Annotated in this window: 19 protein-coding genes; 1 reads left to right on the forward strand and 18 read right to left on the reverse strand. The window is 45.2% G+C overall.

Annotated features, from left to right (window positions below; translation table 11 throughout):
* Positions 1–28 precede the first annotated feature (28 nt).
* The gene (locus VIG27_RS10440) at positions 29–682 is read right to left on the reverse strand and encodes an HAD family hydrolase (protein WP_394522450.1); all 654 of its coding nucleotides are present in this window, start codon (positions 680–682) and stop codon (positions 29–31) included.
* 146 nt (positions 683–828) lie between these two features.
* On the opposite strand from VIG27_RS10440, the gene VIG27_RS10445 reads away from it, so the two are divergent.
* Complete coding sequence (locus VIG27_RS10445; protein WP_394522451.1) at positions 829–1,581, forward strand: DUF305 domain-containing protein; 753 nt, start codon at positions 829–831, stop codon at positions 1,579–1,581.
* Between the two features lie 253 nt (positions 1,582–1,834).
* Here VIG27_RS10445 and VIG27_RS10450 read toward each other — a convergent pair whose 3' ends face one another.
* From VIG27_RS10450 to metF, 17 genes are all read right to left on the reverse strand, one after another.
* Positions 1,835–3,730 (reverse strand): PTS fructose transporter subunit IIABC, encoded by a 1,896-nt coding sequence (locus VIG27_RS10450; RefSeq protein ID WP_394522452.1) that lies wholly within the window; start codon positions 3,728–3,730, stop codon positions 1,835–1,837.
* Positions 3,730–4,647, reverse strand: a complete 918-nt coding sequence (gene pfkB, locus VIG27_RS10455; RefSeq protein ID WP_394522453.1) for a 1-phosphofructokinase — start codon at positions 4,645–4,647, stop codon at positions 3,730–3,732. The genes VIG27_RS10450 and pfkB overlap by 1 nt, the downstream gene beginning before the upstream one ends.
* Before the next feature lie 284 nt (positions 4,648–4,931).
* Positions 4,932–5,786 (reverse strand): MurR/RpiR family transcriptional regulator, encoded by an 855-nt coding sequence (locus VIG27_RS10460; protein ID WP_394522454.1) that lies wholly within the window; start codon positions 5,784–5,786, stop codon positions 4,932–4,934.
* A 68-nt stretch (positions 5,787–5,854) separates the two neighbouring features.
* Positions 5,855–6,760, reverse strand: a complete 906-nt coding sequence (locus tag VIG27_RS10465; protein WP_394522455.1) for a DMT family transporter — start codon at positions 6,758–6,760, stop codon at positions 5,855–5,857.
* 317 nt (positions 6,761–7,077) lie between these two features.
* Positions 7,078–7,977, reverse strand: coding sequence for an SDR family oxidoreductase (locus VIG27_RS10470; protein WP_394522456.1), 900 nt, complete (start codon positions 7,975–7,977; stop codon positions 7,078–7,080).
* A gap of 123 nt (positions 7,978–8,100) precedes the next feature.
* Positions 8,101–9,270 (reverse strand): class I SAM-dependent methyltransferase, encoded by a 1,170-nt coding sequence (locus VIG27_RS10475; protein ID WP_394522457.1) that lies wholly within the window; start codon positions 9,268–9,270, stop codon positions 8,101–8,103.
* A gap of 155 nt (positions 9,271–9,425) precedes the next feature.
* A complete protein-coding gene (locus VIG27_RS10480) occupies positions 9,426–10,016 on the reverse strand; it encodes a 4'-phosphopantetheinyl transferase family protein (RefSeq protein ID WP_394522458.1) in 591 nt (196 codons plus the stop codon).
* A 17-nt stretch (positions 10,017–10,033) separates the two neighbouring features.
* Positions 10,034–10,681 (reverse strand): MBL fold metallo-hydrolase, encoded by a 648-nt coding sequence (locus VIG27_RS10485; RefSeq protein WP_394522459.1) that lies wholly within the window; start codon positions 10,679–10,681, stop codon positions 10,034–10,036.
* Positions 10,682–10,779: 98 nt separating this feature from the next.
* Positions 10,780–11,841 (reverse strand): GNAT family N-acetyltransferase, encoded by a 1,062-nt coding sequence (locus tag VIG27_RS10490; RefSeq protein WP_394522460.1) that lies wholly within the window; start codon positions 11,839–11,841, stop codon positions 10,780–10,782.
* Between the two features lie 161 nt (positions 11,842–12,002).
* Positions 12,003–13,301 carry a phosphopyruvate hydratase gene (eno, locus tag VIG27_RS10495; protein WP_394527494.1) on the reverse strand — a complete coding sequence of 433 codons (1,299 nt, stop codon included), beginning with the start codon at positions 13,299–13,301 and terminating at the stop codon, positions 12,003–12,005.
* Between the two features lie 15 nt (positions 13,302–13,316).
* Positions 13,317–14,957, reverse strand: coding sequence for an FAD-dependent oxidoreductase (locus tag VIG27_RS10500; RefSeq protein WP_394522461.1), 1,641 nt, complete (start codon positions 14,955–14,957; stop codon positions 13,317–13,319).
* A gap of 12 nt (positions 14,958–14,969) precedes the next feature.
* Positions 14,970–15,533: an alkyl hydroperoxide reductase subunit C gene (ahpC, locus tag VIG27_RS10505; protein ID WP_394522462.1), complete on the reverse strand. Its 564-nt coding sequence runs from the start codon at positions 15,531–15,533 to the stop codon at positions 14,970–14,972.
* Positions 15,534–15,752: 219 nt separating this feature from the next.
* Positions 15,753–15,995 (reverse strand): RDAC family protein, encoded by a 243-nt coding sequence (locus VIG27_RS10510; RefSeq protein WP_394522463.1) that lies wholly within the window; start codon positions 15,993–15,995, stop codon positions 15,753–15,755.
* A gap of 8 nt (positions 15,996–16,003) precedes the next feature.
* A complete protein-coding gene (gene trpS / locus VIG27_RS10515; protein ID WP_394522464.1) occupies positions 16,004–17,095 on the reverse strand; it encodes a tryptophan--tRNA ligase in 1,092 nt (363 codons plus the stop codon).
* Positions 17,096–17,163: 68 nt separating this feature from the next.
* Positions 17,164–19,599: a homocysteine S-methyltransferase family protein gene (locus VIG27_RS10520; protein ID WP_394522465.1), complete on the reverse strand. Its 2,436-nt coding sequence runs from the start codon at positions 19,597–19,599 to the stop codon at positions 17,164–17,166.
* A gap of 27 nt (positions 19,600–19,626) precedes the next feature.
* Entirely contained in the window at positions 19,627–20,271 is a 645-nt protein-coding gene (locus tag VIG27_RS10525; protein ID WP_394522466.1) for a vitamin B12 dependent-methionine synthase activation domain-containing protein, read from the reverse strand.
* 74 nt (positions 20,272–20,345) lie between these two features.
* Positions 20,346–21,203, reverse strand: coding sequence for a methylenetetrahydrofolate reductase [NAD(P)H] (gene metF / locus VIG27_RS10530; RefSeq protein WP_394522467.1), 858 nt, complete (start codon positions 21,201–21,203; stop codon positions 20,346–20,348).
* Positions 21,204–21,220: the final 17 nt, after the last annotated feature.

The following is a 21,220-nucleotide window of genomic DNA, read 5'->3' on the forward strand; positions in this document are numbered from 1 at the left end:
CTCCTTAATTTTCCTTTATTTTAAAATTTTATTCAAAAACATACTTTATCTTTTCGGGATGGTCGATCACGTACTTTGGTTGGAATTTTTCCAGTTCCTTTCGGTCTCTGAATCCCCAGGTTACCGCAACGGTATCCATTCCCGCATGTATCCCGGTCTGCATATCGGTGTTGGTATCTCCAAAATAAAGGCATTCGGAAGGAGAAACGTTAAAATGACGGGCTGTGTAAAGTGCTCCCGAGGGGTCTGGTTTACAGGCGATCCCATGTCCTTCTCCTGTAACCAGATCAAAAAACCCCTTTCCGAAACTGTTCTCCACGCACTCGATGGCCCGCTCATGGCCTTTGTTGGTCAGCACCGCTATCTTGATTCCCTTTTCTTTTAAATACTGCAAAAATTCCGTTATCCCCTCATAGGGTCTTACTTTATATAGGCAGTTTTCCTCAAACACCGCTTCATAAACAGCCAGCGCTTCTTCATAATGAACCAGTTCTTTATCTCCCGAAAAAATCAGTGCCCGCTCTACCAGCTTTTTAAAACCATCTCCCACAAACTGCTTGGTATGAGCCTCATCCACCGGTCCATAACCAAAATGCTCCATGGTCAGGCTAATGCTATGAGATAAAGACTCGATGGTATTTAATATCGTTCCATCCAAGTCAAAAATACAACATTGATACATATTCTCGTCTCCTCTGTCTGCACATATTTTATGTCTCAATTATAAAACAAGCCGCCTGAAAAATCCAGTATTCCCTTTTTTTGCATAACATGCATAAGAATGACCATAATAAACTTATCCGGAAGTTACAGAAACGGGAGAAAATTATGAACGATAAAAGAAGATATTGGATGATATTCATCATCATTGGAGTTGCCATACTCCTGATTGCTTCCATCACCACCGCCAACTGGTATCGAAACCGGATGGTTATGAAAGAACAGATGCAGACAGAGTATGTGCCTGATTCCCTGTCCGTAGAATCAAACAAAAACTTAGACAATGTTTCCGCAGAAGATCAGGTAAACCGGTTTATCGCAAGACAAAATGAGATCATGGAAGAACTGGTTCAGAGTTTAAAGAAACTGCAACCCTCCGGCAATGGTTCGCTTGACTATTTAACGGAAATGATTTCTTTGGATAAATCTATGGTGACAGCATCCGAAGCCTATCTCTCTCACGGCGGAAACGACCGGCAATTTACTTCAGTTTCTACAAAAATGGTCTACGATCTCGGACATGAGATTACTAAAATGACCAAACTTGCCAATCAATACCGCTTTGAAGAACATAAAAATGAAGATAAGGAAAATGCTTATCTGGAGGATATAAACGCCCTGCTCGACAAATATGAGAAAGCAGTTCAAACGCCTTCCTCCAGCCTGGAGCATGCCTTTGCAAGTGCTTTGGTCCGTCATCATCAAATGGCTGTGGACATGTCCAGATCCATATTGGAGTACACCGATTACACTGAAATTAAATCCATGGCCCAGAATATGATAACCGCAAGGGAGCAGCTGATTGAGGACTTAAAAAAGCCGGCTCCCAGAATTGATAATTCTATTCCTATTGATTCATAAGCGGCTCCATTCATAACTACTCCAAGCCGCCGGATCTACCGATTGAACCGCGCCACCAAACTATGCCGGGTTGATCTTACGGACATTAATAGGCTTTTCCTGCTTCGCCTTTCCTTTTCTCATAGACCAGAATCATAAGCAGAATAATGGGCTAGCCGCCTATTAAAATATAGATTGCCCCATTATATTACGTTCCTGTTATATAAAATAAGCGCCACAGAAAATCAGCTGTGACGCTTTATTTATTTATTTATTATACTTCCAGATTCTTTTTCAATGCCGCCAGTACCGCACAGCCTGCAACAGAACCGATTACAATCGCTGCCAGATATCCAAATGGATTGCCGATGGTAGGAAGAACAAAAATACCTCCATGGGGTGCTCGTAATGTGCAGTTAAATGCCATGGATAATCCTCCGGCTATGGCGGACCCTACCATACAGGATGGAATCACACGGATCGGATCAGCCGCTGCAAAAGGAATGGCGCCTTCCGAAATGAAGGAAAGTCCCATAATATAATTAACCAGACCGGACTGACGCTCCTTTTCGGTAAATTTCTTCCGAAAGAAGGTGGTACAGAGGGCGATGGCAATGGGCGGAACCATACCACCTGCCATAACAGCGGCCATAATATCAAAATTCCCTTCCGCAAGCTGTGCGGTGCCGAATACATAAGCGGCTTTATTCACAGGTCCGCCCATATCCACAGACATCATGCCGCCGACCACTGCTCCCAGGACAATTTTGCTGGTACCTCCCATGTTGTTCAGGAAGTAGGTAAGTCCGTCATTGATGGCTCCTACAAAAGGATTGATAAAGGTTGTCACAACTGCTGTCAGCAGAATTCCAAGCAGCGGGTATAAAAGCACAGGCTTGATTCCTTCTAAAGCTTTCGGAAGCTTGCTGAATGCCTTTTTTAACATCAGCACAATATATCCTCCGATAAAACCGGCTAAAAGTGCTCCAAGGAATCCGGAGTTTACACTTCCGCCTCCAGGATTTGCAAAGGTCGCTCCCATCTTTGCAATCAGGCCCCCTACAAATCCTACGGCAAGACCCGGCCTGTCAGCAATGCTCATGGCAATGTAACCTGCCAAAACCGGCAGCATCATTCCGAAAGCCTGTTCTCCGATGGTTTTTAAATAAGCGGCCAAAGGCGTGTTCTTACCGAAATTTGCAGGATCAATGGAATAATCATCCAATAAGAATGCCAGTGCGATAAGGATTCCTCCGCCGATTACAAACGGAAGCATATGGGAGACACCATTCATCAGATGCTTATAGACCGAATGGCCCATACCTCCCTGTTCCCTGTTTTCCGTTGATACAGCTCCGGAATGACGGTAGACAGGCGTTTCACTGCTGACCGCTCTTTGAATCAGCTCTTCTGCCTTCTGGATTCCTTCCGAAACCGTAGCCATGACTACCCGTTTTCCGTCAAATCTGGCCATGTCCACATTTTTATCTGCGGCAATAATAATTCCCTCCGCCGCTTCGATCTCCTCCTTTGTCAGAACATTGCCCGTTCCTTCTGCTCCATTGGTCTCTGCTTTTAAGGGAATTCCCATCTTCTTTCCGGCCTGTTCCAGATTCTCTGCTGCCATAAAGGTATGTGCAATTCCCGTAGGACAGGCGGTTACTGCCAGTACCCGGTATCCCTGGGCATTGGAAGAGGCTTTCTTTTTATATCTCTGGGATTCTTTATCATCAATCAGCTTTAAAAATTCTTCTTTTGATTCCGCATGTACCAGATCCTCTTTAAAATCCGGATCCATGAGAAGGGTGGACAGTCTTGACAATGCTTCCAGGTGAAGATCAGCACCTCCCTCCGGTGCTGCAATCATAAATATCAAATTGGCATCCGTTCCGTCAAATGCCCCATAATCTACCCCATCAGGCACTACGATAGCCGCAAGACCCGCTTCCTTTACCGCAGCCGTCTTGCCATGGGGTATGGCAATTCCTTCCCCCACCGCAGTACTGGAATGAGCCTCTCTTTTTAAAATTTCTTCTTTATAACCGGCTTTGTCATTCAACCTGCCGCCCCGGTCCATTAAGGACACCAGCAGATCAATGGCTGCTTCCTTATCCGCTGCCTTTACCCCCAATTCAATGCTTTCTTTTTTCAGTAAATCTGTAATCTTCATCAAAACCCCTCCTTTGATAATGCTTCATACAGTTTCATGATCTCATCCTTTCCAGCAAGCCCCTCTGAGAAGGCACTGGCACTTCCAGCGGCACTTCCAAGCCTTAAAGCATGTTCATAACTGCCGTTTTCCAAATAGCCTGCAAGAAACCCTGCTACCATGGAATCTCCTGCTCCCACAGAGTTTTTCACCGTCCCTTCCGGAACTCCCATCCGGTATACGTCTCCTTGTTCCGTAATTAAGACAGCCCCATCCCCTGCCATGGAAACCAGTACGTTCTCTGCCCCTTTTTCCTGAAGGCGTTTTCCGTATTCAATGATTTCCTCTATCCCGTGAAGGGTCACATGAAACATCTCTCCCAGCTCATGGTTATTGGGTTTTATTAAAAACGGATGGTAAGGAAGCACATTAATAAGCAGGTCTTTCGTCGCATCCACCACGATGCGGATTCCTTTTCCCCCTAATCGTGCCATGATCCGTTCATAGATGTCGTCATTGATGGATTGGGGGATACTGCCGGATAAAACCAGCACATCTCCCTTTTTCAGACCGTCCAGTCTGTCATAAAGCTTTACTATATCTTCACTCGTAATTTCTGGCCCTATTCCATTTAACTCTGTCTCTTCCTGTGATTTAAGCTTTACATTAATTCTCGACATCCCTTTTTTCACCTGGATGAAATCCGACCGAAAGCCCAATTCCCCGACTCTCTGTAAAATCTCCCGGCCTGTGAAACCTGCCACAAAGCCAAGGGCCGTACTTTCGTATCCCAAAGCGGCAAGAACTGCGGAAACGTTCAGTCCCTTTCCCCCACAATAGATGTCCTCCCTGCTGGCTCTGTTGACAGCTCCAAGGGTGAAGTGATCCACTTTTACCACATAATCCAAAGCCGGATTAAATGTTACTGTGTAAATCAAATGTCACTCCTCCTTTAATCTATAAAATTTTATTTCATCTCCTGTTAATAATATAATACGATTGTTTTATTTCGTCAATATATTTCATTAAGAAATATTATTTCTTCTAGTTTTTCAGCATTTTCCACAATTTCATACAATCTATCTTTAATTATGCGGTCTTATTTTGTCATTATTGCACTGTTTTTATCTTAGCAACTGGAATAAAACACAGCAAATTAGGAATCAAAAAAGAACGCACTCAAGTCCATGCGTTCCCTGTTAAAAATCCATCTATAATATTCTTACTTTTTATCGTCTGAAATGGCGATCTCATGACGTCTGATATGATCATGGGAATCTTTCTTGCTGACCGATAAAAACAGATATAAAATCTCTATGACCATGGTAGCCGAAACCCTTGAAAAGCAAAACTCTCCCAAAAGAAGCTTTTCTCTGGTGGCCGTAGTAATATGGTAATCACATGCCTGTCCAAGAGGCGAGGAAGGGTTATTGGTAATGGCAATGGTCGGAGTATGGTTTTCCTTTGCCACTGCAACAAGGGTCATCAGACGTTTGGAAAACCCGGAATTGGAAATGACGATAATGGCATCTTCCTCTTTTAAATTACAGGTGTAAGCCATCTGAGTCTCCCAGATGGGGCCTGCCACCGCCGCAATTCCCAGCTGATTGAATTTAAAGGAGCCGTCAAGAGCCACTGGAATGGTATTACCGACTGCTACCAGCTGAACGGTCTTTGCCCCTTCAATCACACGAAGAATCCGGTCAAGCTCCTCTGCATCCATCATTGAAATCGTCTGAGTAAGCTCCGCCACTTTATTGGCCAGAATATTCTGAAGGGACTGGGCCAGGTTCTCCCTGTTGATCTCATTGGAAACTTCAACAGAATTTCCCCGTTCCTCGGCGATTTCCTTTGCCAGATTTATTTTCAAATGATGAAAGCCGTTAAACCCGCATCTTTTGCAGAATCTGGATACTGTGGCATCGCTGGTTCCGCTTGCAAGAGCCAGTTCTGCTACTGTCATATCAATCATCTCATTTTTATGAGCCAGAATATAGTCCGCAATCTTTTTCTCCGCTTCAAAGAAGGAATCATAAGAGGAACAAAGCACTCCTGACACACTGATATTTTCCTGCATTTACAACCTTCCTCTCATGTAATATTATTTTATGATTATATCATGATATGAAATATAATGTAAAGTGGTTATCTTTGCTTCTCCATGGTGAGAAGAAAAATAGTCGATAAAATGCAGACAAAGCCAAGCAGGTCCATCAGGCCGAAGCTCACCTTTAAAAGCAGAACAGAAAAAACAGTTGCAGATACCGGCTCTACCGCTGCAAATAAACTTCCCCTTTTCGGTCCTACCCATTTTACTCCTTCCAGATAACAGACAAAAGCAGTGATGGTTCCCACCAGAATGATAAATGCCATTCCGCTGAATACGATTCCATCCACAGCTACGGTCCTGGTCCATGGCCTGAAAAACAGGCAGAGTAAGATTCCGCCAATCAACATCCCCCACCCCGTCACCAGCATGGAACCGAATTTATTCAGCAGGCGTCCGGGCTGGACGGTATAAACAGCCAAGGTAACGGCGGAAGTCAGCCCCCAGAAGAGAGCCTGATGGGAAATGGCAAGGCTTTTTAAATTTCCATGGGTGGCTAACAAAACCGTTCCAAACACAGCCAGTACCACCGCAAATAATTCCACTTTTTCCGGGGCCTTACCCGAACGGAAGGAAACATACAGCATAACGATCACCGGCCCTACATACTCCAGCACCGTGGCTGTCCCTGCGTTTGAAAAACTAATGGCTGTAAAATAGGTATACTGGCACATAGACATCCCAAAAATACCAAAAACAACAACTTCCAGCCAATCTCTTCGTTTTTTAAATATATATAACACTTTTTTTCCATCTTTTATTGCGCAAATACCAAGAAGAATCACTCCTGCCATGACCAGACGTATGGGGATGAGCCAATCGGCTGTAAGGCCCTTTACCTGCATCAGATACTGTCCGCAGGTACCTGAAAGCCCCCATAAGATACCTCCAATCAAGGTCATGATGCACCCTTTTTTAAGGCTGCGTGCCGTTGCCGTATCCATTGCTGTCTTTTGTCCTCCCATTCTCCATTGTACACTCTTATGGATCAAAGTTTTTCTGCCGTATAAAGATTCCTTTTCGCAGCCTTTTATTTATCCCAAGGAATCATAACACTAATTTCTTAAAACAGCAACCATAGAATCGTAAGTTCAAATGCTTATGGGATTGACTTTCAACGTTCTTTTATTTATTTTATTCAATATATGATGAAACAGACTATCTTCGATTGTTTATGGAAACCATAAGAATCAAAACAAAGGGGGTATCTTGTAGCATGGAAATGGACTATTATCCCGTTTAAATACCAGCGTTTTGATTTTTAAGATTGCATAGAATTCCCACCATCTACATGAAGGACCTGGCCGGTCACATAGGATGAGTCACCGCATGCCAGATACACATAGGTGGGCGCAAGCTCAACCGGCTGACCCGCCCTTTTCATGGGAGTATTGGACCCGAAGGTCGGTATATGATCCGCCGGCCAGCTGGCAGGCTGAAGGGGCGTCCAGATAGGGCCTGGTGCAACTGCATTCACACGGATGCCCTGTGACACCAAGGATCTGGCCATGGCGCGTGTGAAGCTAACAACGGCACCTTTGGTGCTGGAATAGTCAATCAACTGGTCATTTCCCAAATAAGCAGTCACTGAGGTGGTGTTAATTATGGTGCTTTTGCATTTCATATAGGGCAGAGCAAACTTGGTCATCATAAAAACACCATAAAAATTGACCTCAAAGGTCAGTTTCAGCTGCTCGACTGTAATATCCTCGATACTACTTTGGGGGAACTGAACACCGGCATTATTAACCAGCACGTCGAGGCCGCCCAAAACGGAAACCGTTTCGCATACAGCATTTTTACAAAATGTCTCGTCTCGTACATCACCTGAAAGCAACAGACATTTTCTCCCAAGAGATTCTATATAGGACTTTGTTATCTGGGCATCCTCATGCTCATTATAATAAACAATGCATAGATCGGCCCCTTCTTTTGCAAATGCCAGACAAACCGCTCTGCCAATTCCGCTGTCGCCGCCAGTTACCAACGCTACCTTATTGCTCAATTTTCCAGTTCCAACATAATTGGGATCGTTAAAAATGGGCTGCGGAACCATCAGAGTCTCTAAACCAGGCTGCGCAGGCTGATGCTGCGGCGGAAATTGGATCGGGATTTGCTGGCATACTTCTTCATAACCTAAATATGGATAAGATTCAGACAATGTTAATCTCCAATCAAATAAAATATTTCTATTAACTGTATATTAACAAAAAATTTCACCTGTTACTGATTTACGAAAAAACATTCCCGGAAATTAAAAAATATACGTTCCGTTTCTTGTCCCTTAATACCATCTGGTCATAGGAAGCTGGTTATTGACGCCCTTTGAAACAAGGATCTGATGAAGGTCTATAATGCCGTTATGAAACGTAGCCGCACATGCGTTTAAATAAAGATCCCACATCCGGACAAACTCAGTGCCCATGCTTTCCTCGATTTTTGAACGGTGATCGTTGAAATTCTTATCCCAATGACGCAGTGTCTTATAATAATGGCGGCGAAGACTTTCCACATCCAAAGTGTAAAAACGGTGCTCACTTAATATATTAATCATTTCCCGAAGGCTTGGGATCACTCCTCCCGGAAAAATGTATTTTTTAATCCAGGGATCACCAGGGTGTTCCTTCAATGCGCTGATAAAGTGAAGCAAACATAGCCCGCCTGGATTTAAAACAGCTTCTACATTTTTAACAAACAGGTCGTAATGTTCCCTTCCCACGTGCTCCAGCATTCCCACACTTACCACCCGGTCAAAGGTCTTTCCCCAGCTTTCCAGATCCCGGTAATCCATTAATTCTGCGGATACCATACCCGTAAGCCCTTCTTCCTCGATCCGCTCATCAAATTTCTTCTTTTGTTCTTTGCTCAGGGTAATCCCGACTCCCCGCACTCCGTATTCCTTTGCCGCACGGATCAAAAGATATCCCCAGCCGCATCCGATATCCAGAAGAGTCATGTCCTTTTTTAAGTCCAGCTTTTTTAAAATCCGTTCCACTTTGTTGCACTGTGCATCATATAAGGTATCTTCCTCGTTCTTAAAATAGCCACAGGAATAGCTCATGGTATCATCGAGCCACAGGCTGTAAAATTCATTGCCGATATCGTAATGGGAAGTGACCTCTTTTTCCTGGTTCTTTTTGGATTGGGAAGAAAAAATCAGTTTTTTAAGCTTCTTATGGTCCGTTGAAAATTTCCCCATCTGCCCCAGAAAATGATCCAGTGCCTCAAACAAATCCCCTTCGATTTCCAAATCACCTTTCATATAGGCTTCTCCAAGGGCTAACGAAGTGCTTGTCAACAATTCCTTGGCACTGATATCCTCTTTTAAACGAACGCGGAAGGCGGGCGTTCCGTTTCCTATTAGATAGGTCTTCCCGTGAAGCGTTACCTCAAACGGATGCTCATCGAATCTCTGAAGAAAAGTAATTACAAAATTATCTGTCATGTTACTCATGGCTTATCCTCCTATCATTTTATATCTTTATAAGATATTCGCCATAAAAATACTATTTTATAAGACTTTTCATAAAAATAATACGATTAAACCCGTAAAGTTTTCTTCTATTATAGAATCATTATCCAAATTTATGGAATATTCAGTTCTTGAAACTAAAAAACCGGATTTAATGTCACGTTGACTTTTTCGTTCCCCTTTTGACAGACGGAAAGAACAACTCCATCCTCTAACAGTTTTTGAAAAAAGGACACTCCCGGAACAGAACAGCCCGGATTTCCTATATCCGAAAGTGTAAAGGTAATGTCCGACATGGGCATGACAATCCCCGTCCCAACTGCTTTTCCATAGCTTTCCTTTAAGGTCCAAATACGGAAAAAGTATTCCCCACGCTCTTTTTCAGACAGTTCTCTCATGCCGTCTTTCTCTGACTCTGACATCACTTTTCTTAGTACGTTATCCTTATAGTCACGAATCCGTTCCACATCAACGCCTAATTCCCTGTGTGAAAAACCACAGACAGCCATCCCATCGGTATGGCTGATATTATAGTGAATATGTGGAAAATCCTTGAGATATGGCTTTCCATAGGTTCCTGTTCCGAACCGTATCTGCTCTGCCGGAGCCTCAATCCCATACTGCTCCTTTAATCCAAGAAAGAGAAGCTTTTTTCCTAGCTCATGCTCCCATTGATACTTTTTCATCCCCTCAGGCACCTCAGCTCTTGCCAGATAAATTTCTATCATTCCGTATTCATCCTCTTTTATATTCCGATCCTGCCCCATTCCTGGTTTTCCACCGGATTTCCATGACCAAAATAAATTTTTCTCGCGCCCAGTGCGCTGATTTTCTGTGCACTTTCTATCATCCTATCCCTGTCCCAATAGATCATGGACAGTCCTGGATAAAATAAATTCATCAGTGCATCTCCTGCAATAACCGCCGTTTCCTCCACATCAAGGCCAATGGAACCTCTGGTATGCCCAGGGAGCTCCAGCACACGGGCATTGATTCCGTACGCTTTTAAAGAGTCACCCTCGCGTACATATATTTCCGGAGTGAAAACAGGGATCTTGTCTTTATCAACGCTTTTGGCAGAGACCTCCGCGACCAGCATTCCCAAAAATCCCTGATAGGAAACAGGTTCTGGAAAATCGGCCTTCAAAAGGGAAAGGTCTGCCTGATGCATGGCCACCGGAACGTCCAGCTTATGGGCCAGATATGCCGTATTCTGTACATGGTCAAAATGTCCGTGAGTCAAAAGGATCAGTTCCACCTTTGTCCTCCTGCACACATTCAGTATCTTTTCTTCAAACCCTTTCCTTCCTGTATCCACAAGAATGGCTCTTCCACGTTCTTCGATCAGATAGCTGTTCACACTTCCGCATCTGATTTGTTCTATCACTGCCATCTTTTTTCTCTCCTCAACCTCTGATCCAAATCATATTGCCTATTCCGGCATTATACCATTGTTCATTGTATTGACGGAGATCCCTGTATATTCCTTTTTCAGATCCATCTTTTCCTGTAAATACAGTCTATGACCCCATTTTCCGTTTGTACGGAAATAAGCTTCAGCAAAGACTCATTTTCGCTTTCCGGAAAGAGACGAATCCCTTTTCCAAGAAGAACCGGCATCACTGTGAGATGGTATTCGTCAATCAGATTTTTTTCCATCAGCTGTCCGACCAGGCAGGACCCTCCGCAGATCCAGATCCCTTTTCCTTCCTCTTTTTTCAAACGGTCAAGAAGAACCTCAAGGGGCTCCCGGGTAAAACAGATCCCAGGCTTGTCCTCCATGTCCCTATGGGTCAGCACATAGGTTTTCTTGTCTGCATATACCCATTCTCCCGGAGAAAGCACTGTTACCACCTGTTCATAGGTGTTGTATCCCATCAAAACGGTGTCCACCTGGCTTGCAAACGTTCCATACCCGTAATCACCGGTATATCCGCTGTCATGGCCGCCAAGCCAGCCTACACCGCCATTCACATCGGCAATATATCCATCCAGGCTGATGCCAATATATAATATAACCTTTCTTTCCAGCACAAATTCCAGCTGACAATCAAAGGGTTCTCTTGCAACATGCTCCTTGTCATATTCCATTGCTTCCACACAGCCCATGGCTCTGTAAAATGCCTGGGTCTCCACCGAAGAATGAGAGGAGATATAGAGCTTTTGCGCGCCCTTCAGCCTTGCCCATTCGGAAGCCATCTGAAACAGGCGGCGTCCGGTCCTCTTTCCCCGCAGATCATAGGATACGTGAAGACTGGAAAGATCCAGATAATTCCGTTGTTTCCCAAGAGGGACTCCTTCCACAGACGCAAACCCCTTCAATACTCCGTGAAGAAATGCTCCGAAAACAACGCCCCCGGTATGAATGGTAATTTTCAGACATCGGATCAACACCTCATAATCCTCATCCTGCCACTGCTCCGTAAAAGGATTCTTAACTGCCGCCCAGGTCCCATCCACCTTTCTGAGACACTCTTTCACTTCCTGGTAGCGGTTAAACTCTGAAAACAGTTCTTTATTTAATTCACTTTCTTTAATTTCTCTATATTCCATGATCCTTCTCCTTATGAACCTGTTTCCACAAGCATACCATTTTTCTGCGTTTTCATCAATTCCTTTTCTTTGCACCAGGAAAGAGCCTGAGAGGTCTGCTTTTGCCCAATAAAAGAAGCCTGTCAGATCGTTCAGGAATCTGACAGGCTTCTTTCAGGCAATTAAGAACGGCGGATACGGAATGCATCCAATCCCGGATATACTGCACCTTCTCCAAGTTCTTCTTCAATGCGGAGAAGCTGGTTGTATTTTGCCACACGTTCGCTTCTGCTTGGTGCCCCTGTTTTGATCTGACACGTATTGAGGGCAACGGCAAGATCTGCAATGGTGGTATCCTCCGTCTCACCGGAACGGTGGGAAGCAATGGCAGTGTAACCTGCACTGTGAGCCATCTTAATGGCTTCCAGAGTTTCAGATACGGAACCAATCTGATTGAGTTTAATCAGAATGGAGTTGCCGCAGCCTTCCTCAATTCCCTTTTTCAGACGCTCTGTATTGGTTACAAAAAGATCATCGCCTACCAGCTGGATACGGCTGCCAAGTTCCTTGGTAAGCAGCTTCCATCCTTCCCAGTCTTCCTCATCAAGGGCATCCTCAATGGAGTAAATCGGATACTTGTCGCAAAGGTCTTTCCAGTGTCCGATCAATTCCTCAGATGTAAAGTGCTTTCCGGCCTTAGGAAGAATGTATTCTCCTTTTTTCTCACCCTTCCACTCACTGGAAGCCGCATCCATCGCCAGAACGAAATCACGGCCTGGTTCATAGCCTGCTTTTCTGACAGCTTCAAGAATCAGTTCAATGGCAGCATCATCGCTCTCTAAGTCAGGAGCAAAACCTCCTTCATCACCAACAGAGGTAGCAAGTCCTTTGGATTTTAAAATGGAAGCCAGGCAATGGAATACTTCGGTACACCAGCGAAGTCCTTCCTTAAAATCTGCTGCGCCCACCGGCATGATCATGAACTCCTGCACATCAACCGTATTGGCCGCATGAGCACCGCCGTTTAAAATATTCATCATCGGAACAGGAAGACGGTTGCCCGTAATACCGCCCAAGAAACGGTATAAGGGAATTCCCATACTCATGGCTGCTGCTCTTGCACAGGCAATGGATACTGCTAAAATGGCATTGGCACCCAGTCTTGATTTGTCCTTTGTTCCATCTTCATTGATCATTTTGCGGTCAATGGCATATATGTCGGAAGCATCCATTCCCACAAGTGCAAAATGAATGACTGTATTGATGTTATGGACAGCTGTTAAAACACCTTTTCCTCCAAAGCGGGATTTATCCCCGTCACGAAGCTCCAGCGCTTCAAATTCTCCGGTAGAAGCACCGCTCGGTGCAGCTCCTCTGCCAATGGTCCCGTCTGCTAAATGTACCTCTGCCTCTACGGTAGGATTTCCTCTGGAATCAATTATTTCTCTTCCTATTACTTTTTCAATCTCCAGATAATTCATCATGTTTTCTCCTTTTCATTCAATGGTTTCCAGTATGTTCAGAAGTTCCTCTACGGATTTCTTCCCAAACTCAACTTTTTCCTGATTTATAATCATACAAGGGACACTCATGATCTGATACCGTTCTTTTAATTCCGGATATAACGCCAGATCATAAGTCCACGCCTTTACCATTTCATTCTCTGCCGCAATGCGTCCGGCAGACATAACCGTAGTGGGGCACATGGTACAGGACAAAGAGACTGCCACCTTAATATCAATAGGCTTTTTAATGTTCCTTATCCGTGCTTCTTCCTCTTTCGTAACCGTCTGCCCCGGACCTGCTGCATTGTACAGCCCTATCACAAAGGAATTAAACTCATGGCCTCCCGGAATTCCATAAAACCGGATTCCGGATTCTGTCCCGTCTTCTCTCAGCACACAAAGCGCTGGAATGGTTTCACTGGAAACGGTTTGGTCGGATTCCCGGCTGACCACACATTCCACACGGTCAGAGATACCAGAAAGTTCCTTTAAAAATCCTTCCATCTGAGACGCCAGGGGGCTTTTATCCAAAAGACCCTTCACGGTTATTTTACTGTTGAATTTACCAAATACTTCTTTTAACTGTTCTTTCATCTCCGGTGTAATAAACGCTTCGCTCTCTCCGCTTTCCTCCACAGAAACTTCTGCCCCGGTTGCTTTCTTTGGAACGTCTTCTCTCTGGGCGATTCCATGCTTCTCCCACATCTTCGCAACATACTTTTCCAAAGAGGTCGCCGCAACCGCACCGTCGGAAACAGCGGTCACCACCTGCCGGAGGTTCTTCACACATACATCTCCGGCAGCGTATACACCGGGAACATCTGTCATCTGATCCTGATCCGTAATTAAGTACCCGTAGTCATTTAAGGACACCTTTTTCCGGACCCAGTCGGTATCCGGTACATAGCCGGCAAACACAAAGATTCCAAAGGTTTTGCCTGGTTCTGCTTTATACTGCCACTCTTCTCCGGTCCTGTTATCCCGGAATGTGGCACTCCGAAGAACAGAATCTCCCGCCGCCTCTATGATTTCCGTATGAAAATGAATTTCAATCTTCTCATGCTCCCTGGCTTTGTCCGCCACGGAAGCGGCACAGGTGAAATCATCCTCCCGGACTATGATGGTTACTTTTTTGGCATATTTTGTTAAAAAGACTGCCTCTTCCGCAGCCGCATAACCGCCTCCTATGACAAATACCTCCATACCGGTAAAAAACTCTCCGTCACAGGTGGCACAGTAAGCCACTCCCCGTCCCTTATATTCCTGTTCTCCTTTGAATCCAAGAGACCTGGGATTGGCTCCGAGAGCCAGAACAATTCCAAAGGTCTTTAAATCTCCCTTATCGGTTTTTACCACACGGATGTCTTCAGACAGATCCATGTCAAGGGCACGGGCCATCTTAAACTCCGCACCAAAGTTTTCTGCCTGTTTCCGCATCTTTTCAGTAAGAGCAGAGCCATCAATGGTTTCAATCCCGGGATAATTAACGACTTCAGAAGTAATAGTGATCTGGCCGCCCAGCTTTTCCTTTTCCAGCACCAGGACCTTAAACTTGGCTCTGGCAGCGTAAATGGCGGCGGACAGGCCCGCAGGGCCTGCACCGACAACAATTACATCATACAATTCATCCATATACTCCCACCTTTACAGAAGTCCCACTAAATCAAGGCTGGGCTTTAAGGTCTTTTCGCCTGGTTTCCACTTTGCCGGGCAAACCTCATCTCCATGTTCGGAAACGAACTGGGAAGCCTGCACCCGGCGGAACAGTTCTTCTGCATTCCTTCCTACGTTGCCTGCAATGACTTCATAGGCTACGATCTTTCCTTCGGGATTCAAAATGAAGGTTCCTCGTTCCGCCATGCCGGAAGATTCAATCAGTACATCGAAATCTCTTGCCAAAGCTCCGGTCGGATCAGCCAACATCGGGTATTTAATCTTTTTTATGGTTTTAGAAGCATCATGCCATGCCTTGTGTACAAAATGGGTGTCACAGGATACGCTGTAAATCTCACAGTCTATCTTTTTAAATTCTTCATACTTATCTGCCAGGTCTTCCAATTCAGTAGGGCAAACAAAGGAAAAATCAGCCGGGTAGAAAAAAAACACTGACCATTTCCCCAGGACATCCTCTTTTGTTACCTCTTTAAATTCTCCATTAATAAAACTCTGAACCTTAAAATCGCTGATTTCTTTTCCAATATATGACATACCATCTATCTCCTTTCATAAAAGCTATACTAAATTAATATGGCTTATTTCTAAGTTTTTATGAGTTAGTCTCTACTAATTCATGTATTTATATTAGCACACTTAATCCGAAATTACAATAATGATATTGATAATAATTATTATTTTATCAAAAAACACCGCAGAAGCACAAAGGAACTGTTTTCCCTTGAATCTTCTCCGGCGTTCCTTTTTCCGGTATTAAAGAATCCAGAAATTCCTTCTGTCTTCTCCGTATTCCAGTTGAAAGCGAAACCTTGAAAAATATTCGTCCAAAATCTTATAAAGGTCTTTGTACTCCTCATCTCCATTATTACTGTCTAATGATTCAATGGAACAGGATTGTTTTGAGCAGGCGTCCCTTAAATGAATCCGAAAGGCCAGCCCTTTCTCTTTTATCATCTGATTGCATTCCAGAATTTCTGCGATGGATACGATCTTCATAGATACCTCTATTCCTGACTCTGATACTTCTTAGACTGTTCTTCAATCAGTTCCATGTCCTCAAAGTAATTGATCTTCATCGCTTCTTTCACGTCCCGTAATGTATTCGCAGCCGCTGCCGCTGCCTTTTCTGATCCTTCTTTGAGAATCTGGAATACAAATGGAATATTCGCCTCATATTCCTTTCTTCTCTGACGGATGGGTTCTAATTGAGCCTGAAGAACGCTGTTTAAGAACCGCTTCACTTTAACATCGCCTAAACCGCCCCGTCTGTAGTGGGCTTTCAGCTCATCCAGGTTGTTATAATCCGGAAGATACTTGACAAAGTCCTCATCCTTACAGAATGCGTCAAGATAAGTAAATACCGTATTGCCTTCCACTTCTCCCGGGTCAGAAACCTGGATATGGTTGGGGTCCGTGTACATGCTCATGATCTTCTTTTTTACCTCTTCCTCAGAATCGGATAAATAGATGCAGTTGCCTAAGGATTTGCTCATCTTTGCTTTTCCGTCCGTACCAGGAAGTCTTAAACATGCTTTATTGTCAGGAAGCAGAATCTCCGGTTCCACCAAGGTCTCTCCGTAAACAGAATTGAATTTGCGGACAATCTCCCTTGTCTGCTCCAGCATAGGCTCCTGATCCTCGCCTACCGGCACAGTGGTTGCTTTAAAAGCCGTAATGTCAGCAGCCTGGCTGATGGGATAAGTGAAAAATCCCACCGGAATGCTGGTCTCAAAATTTCTCATGGCGATCTCAGACTTTACCGTAGGATTCCTTTGAAGCCTCGAGACAGTGACCAAATTCATATAGTAGAAGGAAAGTTCCGTCAATTCCGCGATCTGGGACTGGATGAACAAGGTACACTTCTTCGGGTCCAGGCCACAGGCAAGATAGTCCAGCGCAACCTCAATGATATTCTGACGGACTTTTTCAGGGTTGTCCGCATTGTCCGTCAATGCCTGGGCATCCGCAATCATAATATAAATCTCGTCAAATTCGCCGGAATTCTGCAGTTCTACCCTTCGTTTGAGTGAACCAACGTAGTGGCCGATGTGCAGCTTTCCGGTGGGCCGGTCTCCCGTTAAAATAATCTTTCCCATGTTTGTACCTCCAGATGTATTATCAAGTTTAATTGTACCATTCATTCTGTATTTGTCAATGAGGCACCTTATTTTCCTTCAAATACTTCTTCTGCATAATTGACGGAAGCCATAGCATCACGGCAGTACCGGTCCGCCCCTATGGTTTTTGCATAATCCTCTGTTAAAACGGCCCCTCCTACCATGACTTTGGTATGGGGTGTGGCCTTGTGAAGCTGTTGAATGGTTTCTTCCATACTGGGAACGGTGGTTGTCATAAGTGCGCTTAAGCCTACCAGCCTGATATTTTTTTCAAGAGCTGTCTCCACGATCAGTTCCGGAGGCACATCTTTTCCTAAATCAATCACCTCATAGCTGTAATTTTCAAGCAGGACCTTTACAATGTTTTTCCCGATATCATGAATGTCACCTTTGACGGTTGCAAGGATAATGGCACCTTTTTCAGCTTCAACCGTACCGCTCTTTGCCATCTGCTCCCTAATGACTTCAAATGCGGCCTTGGCTGCTTCCGCACTCATCAAAAGCTGGGGAAGAAATACGGTTCCTTTTTCAAACCCCTTTCCCACCCGGTCCAGAGCCGGGATCATTTCTTCATTGATAATCGCCAAAGGTTCCTTATCCCTTAAAAGTTCTGTAACCGCAGAAAATGCACGGTCCTTCAGTCCTTTTGCAATGCTCTCAGATAAGGATAACTCTCCCCCGGAAGCGTTCCCTCCGCCGGTGCCGCCAGACTGAACCGTACCGCCAAGGGTTGCCGCCTGACCGCTGTAGACGCTGATATACTTACTGCACTGGGGATCCAAGTCCGAAAGTGTCAGAAAGCTTAAATAAGAGCGCATCATGGCCTCTGAGTTAGGGTTGATGATGGCAGCGCTCAGCCCATTTTGCAGCGCCATGGTAAAAAATGTGGCATTCACGATTTCCCTCTGAGGAAGTCCAAAGGAAATGTTGGAGACACCGAGAATGGTCTTACCGCCCAGTTCATCCCGCACTCTTTTCAAGGTCTCCAGAGTCGTCAATGCGCCTTTGCTGTCAGCGCTTACGGTCATGCACAAGGCATCTATGATAATGTCCTTTTGATCAATTCCATACTCGGCCGCCTTTTTATAGATCTTCCGGGACACGGCGATCCTGCCTTCTGCCGTCTCAGGAATTCCGCCTTCATCAAGTGCCAGGGCAACCACAACTCCGCCGTAGCGTTTTACCAGAGGGAAGATGGCCTCCATCATTTCCTCTTTTCCGTTTACGGAATTGATCAGAGGCTTTCCATTGTAAATCCTCATGGCCCGCTCCATGGCCTCGATATTTGAGGTATCAATCTGGAGCGGTAAGTCGATGATACTCTGAAGTTCTTTTACCACCTCCACCATCATAGAAGGCTCATCAATTCCAGGAAGTCCTACGTTTACATCGAGAACATGTGCGCCGTTATCCTGCTGGGTTACGCCTTCCCTTAGGATGTATTCCAGATTATGGTCCCGGAGAGCCTGTTTGAATTTGGATTTTCCCGTAGGATTGATCCTCTCCCCAATGATAACCGGCTCACGGTCCATGACCACCGCCTGTGCATAGGAGGAGATAACCGTCCGGTTCTTTTTTTGAGGCAGTTTCACAGGGAAATTCTTACACAATGCCACCATTTTTCTAATGTGCTCCGGTGTGGTGCCGCAGCATCCTCCGACCACACAGGCCCCCATTGTAACAATTTCGGCCATGACCTGTGCAAACTCATCGGCATCAATATCATAAACCGTTTTACCGCCTTCACTTCTTGGAAGTCCGGCGTTGGGATTGACGATGACGGGTATGGATACCACCTCCATGAGATCGGAAAGAATCCCCTTCATCTGGATGGGTCCCAGGCCGCAGTTGATCCCAAGGGCATCCACTCTCAGGCCTTCCAGTAAGGCTACCGCAGACTCAACATTGCCTCCTGTTAAAAGCTTTCCTTTTTCATCAAAGATCATGGTAACAAATACAGGAAGACTGGAATTTTCCTTAGCAGCCAGTACAGCTGCCTTGGTCTCATAGCTGTCACTCATAGTCTCTATGAGTACCAGATCTGCCCCTTCCTGCTCCCCGATCCTCACTACCTGGGCATACATATCATAGGCATCTTCAAAAGCAAGGTCTCCGAGAGGTTTTAAAAGCTTACCGGTAGGACCTAAATCCAGGGCTATATACCCCCGTTCCTTACCGGAGGGATAGCGGGCTGTTTCCACCGCACGTTTTGCATTTTTAACGGCTGCGGTGACCACTTCGTTTAAGTCAAATTCAGCCCCTTGATAGAATTTCAGCCCGTTGGCTCCAAAGGTATTGGTCTTTATAATATCCGCTCCCGCTTCCAGGTAATCACGGTGAAGCTTTGTGATGATATCCGGATGCTTTATGTTCCAGGTCTCCGGCAGCTCTCCCGGCTTCAGGCCATTGGCCTGTAAAAGGCTTCCTGTACCTCCGTCAAAAAATACGATTTTTTTTCCGATCTCTTTTAAAATCCCTGTCATACATTCCTCCATCTGCATCTGTAACTTTTAATTTCTTCGGTATGCGCAGTCTGTTTTTCCACAGGATTCACACCCTTTTTCCTCGCACCGGTAAGGCTTTGTGCTCACACCGATCACCGCTGTCACCGATTTTGACGGTGTCATCAAAAGACTGTCCGTAAGCATGATGCCCACCCGTTTTGCGGTTTCCAAAACGGCAGTGATGTCCCGCTGGCATTCCAGAGAAAAATCTCCGTATCCGGGGCTGAATCTAGGTCTTAAATAAAGTCCCGCCGCTTCGTACTCCTGTTTTAATTTCCCGTTTTCTTCATCACAAAATTCTTCGATCATGGCCGCTGCTGCTGCCTGCATGGTAACCGCTTTGCTCATCTGGAGCTTGGTGTATTTATGAAGAAGCACATCCACACCGGTCCCCAAAGTGGCGGCAAATAAAATCACCTGATCGCAGTCTGCCAGATTTTTGCTTAGGTTTTGGCTCTTGGTCTGAAAGACCGTAAAATCAATTCCATGATCCGGAAGCAGTTTTAGGGGATATGCCCGGCTGACGCATTTGGGAGAAGCAGCCTCCAAAAGTTCACAGATGCACGCTTCAATCAGAGCATTGACGGTATCATCGCCTTCCTGTATCCCATACCCTAAATACCGCCGAACCTCCTTACGGCTGATTTCCATGGTCTTCCCTCCCTCTCTGTAATTCTAAAAACGGGTCCGGCCCTGCAAAGGCGCCGAACCCTGATTTAAATCCATTACAATATTTCAGATAAATTTTCCTTGATTTTTAATGCCACATCCGGTTTGTTCATGGAATACACATGAATGGCATTCACGCCGTTTGCAATCAGGTCAATGATCTGTTCCGTGGCATAAGCGATTCCCGCCTGCTTCATCGCCGCAGGATTATCTCCAAACCGGTCAACAATGGCTTTGAAACGGGAGGGCAGATAGGTTCCTGACAGCTGACAGCTGCGAATGATCTGTCTAACATTGGTTACAGGCATGATCCCCGCAACCACGGGTACGGTAATTCCCTTTTCCCTGATGCGGTATAAGTAATTGTATAGTATATTATTATCAAAAAACATCTGAGTGGTTACAAAATCACAGCCTGCTTCCACCTTCTGCTTTAAGTAATCCATATCAATGGTTTTGCTGGCTGATTCCACGTGGCCCTCCGGATAGCAGGCGGCACCGATGCAAAAGTCTCCCGCTTCCTTTATCTCCCGGATCAATTCCGATGCATAGCTGTATTCCCTTGAAATCAGTCCATTGGGAGGAATATCTCCGCGAAGAGCCAGCACATTCTCAATCCCGGCTTCTTTCAGGTCATGTAGAACCTCCCGCACCTTTTCTTTCGTAGAAGATACACAGGTCAAATGAGCCAGAGCCGTAACGTGATATTCATGATGAAGTGCCGAGGCGATATCAACCGTATATTTGCTGGTGCCTCCGCCGGCTCCGTATGTGACACTCATGAATGCCGGATTCAGTTTGGCGATCTCTGCCGCTGCCCGTTCCACAGATTCGTACTTATCCTCTGTCTTCGGGGGAAATACTTCAAAAGACAACGTCGGCTTTCCCTGGCTCAAAATGTCTTTTATCTTCATGCTGTCTATCTCCTATC

Origin of the sequence: Lacrimispora sinapis (assembly GCF_043633585.1) — a bacterium.
In the GTDB taxonomy this organism is placed as follows: Bacteria; Bacillota; Clostridia; order Lachnospirales; family Lachnospiraceae; genus Lacrimispora; species Lacrimispora sinapis.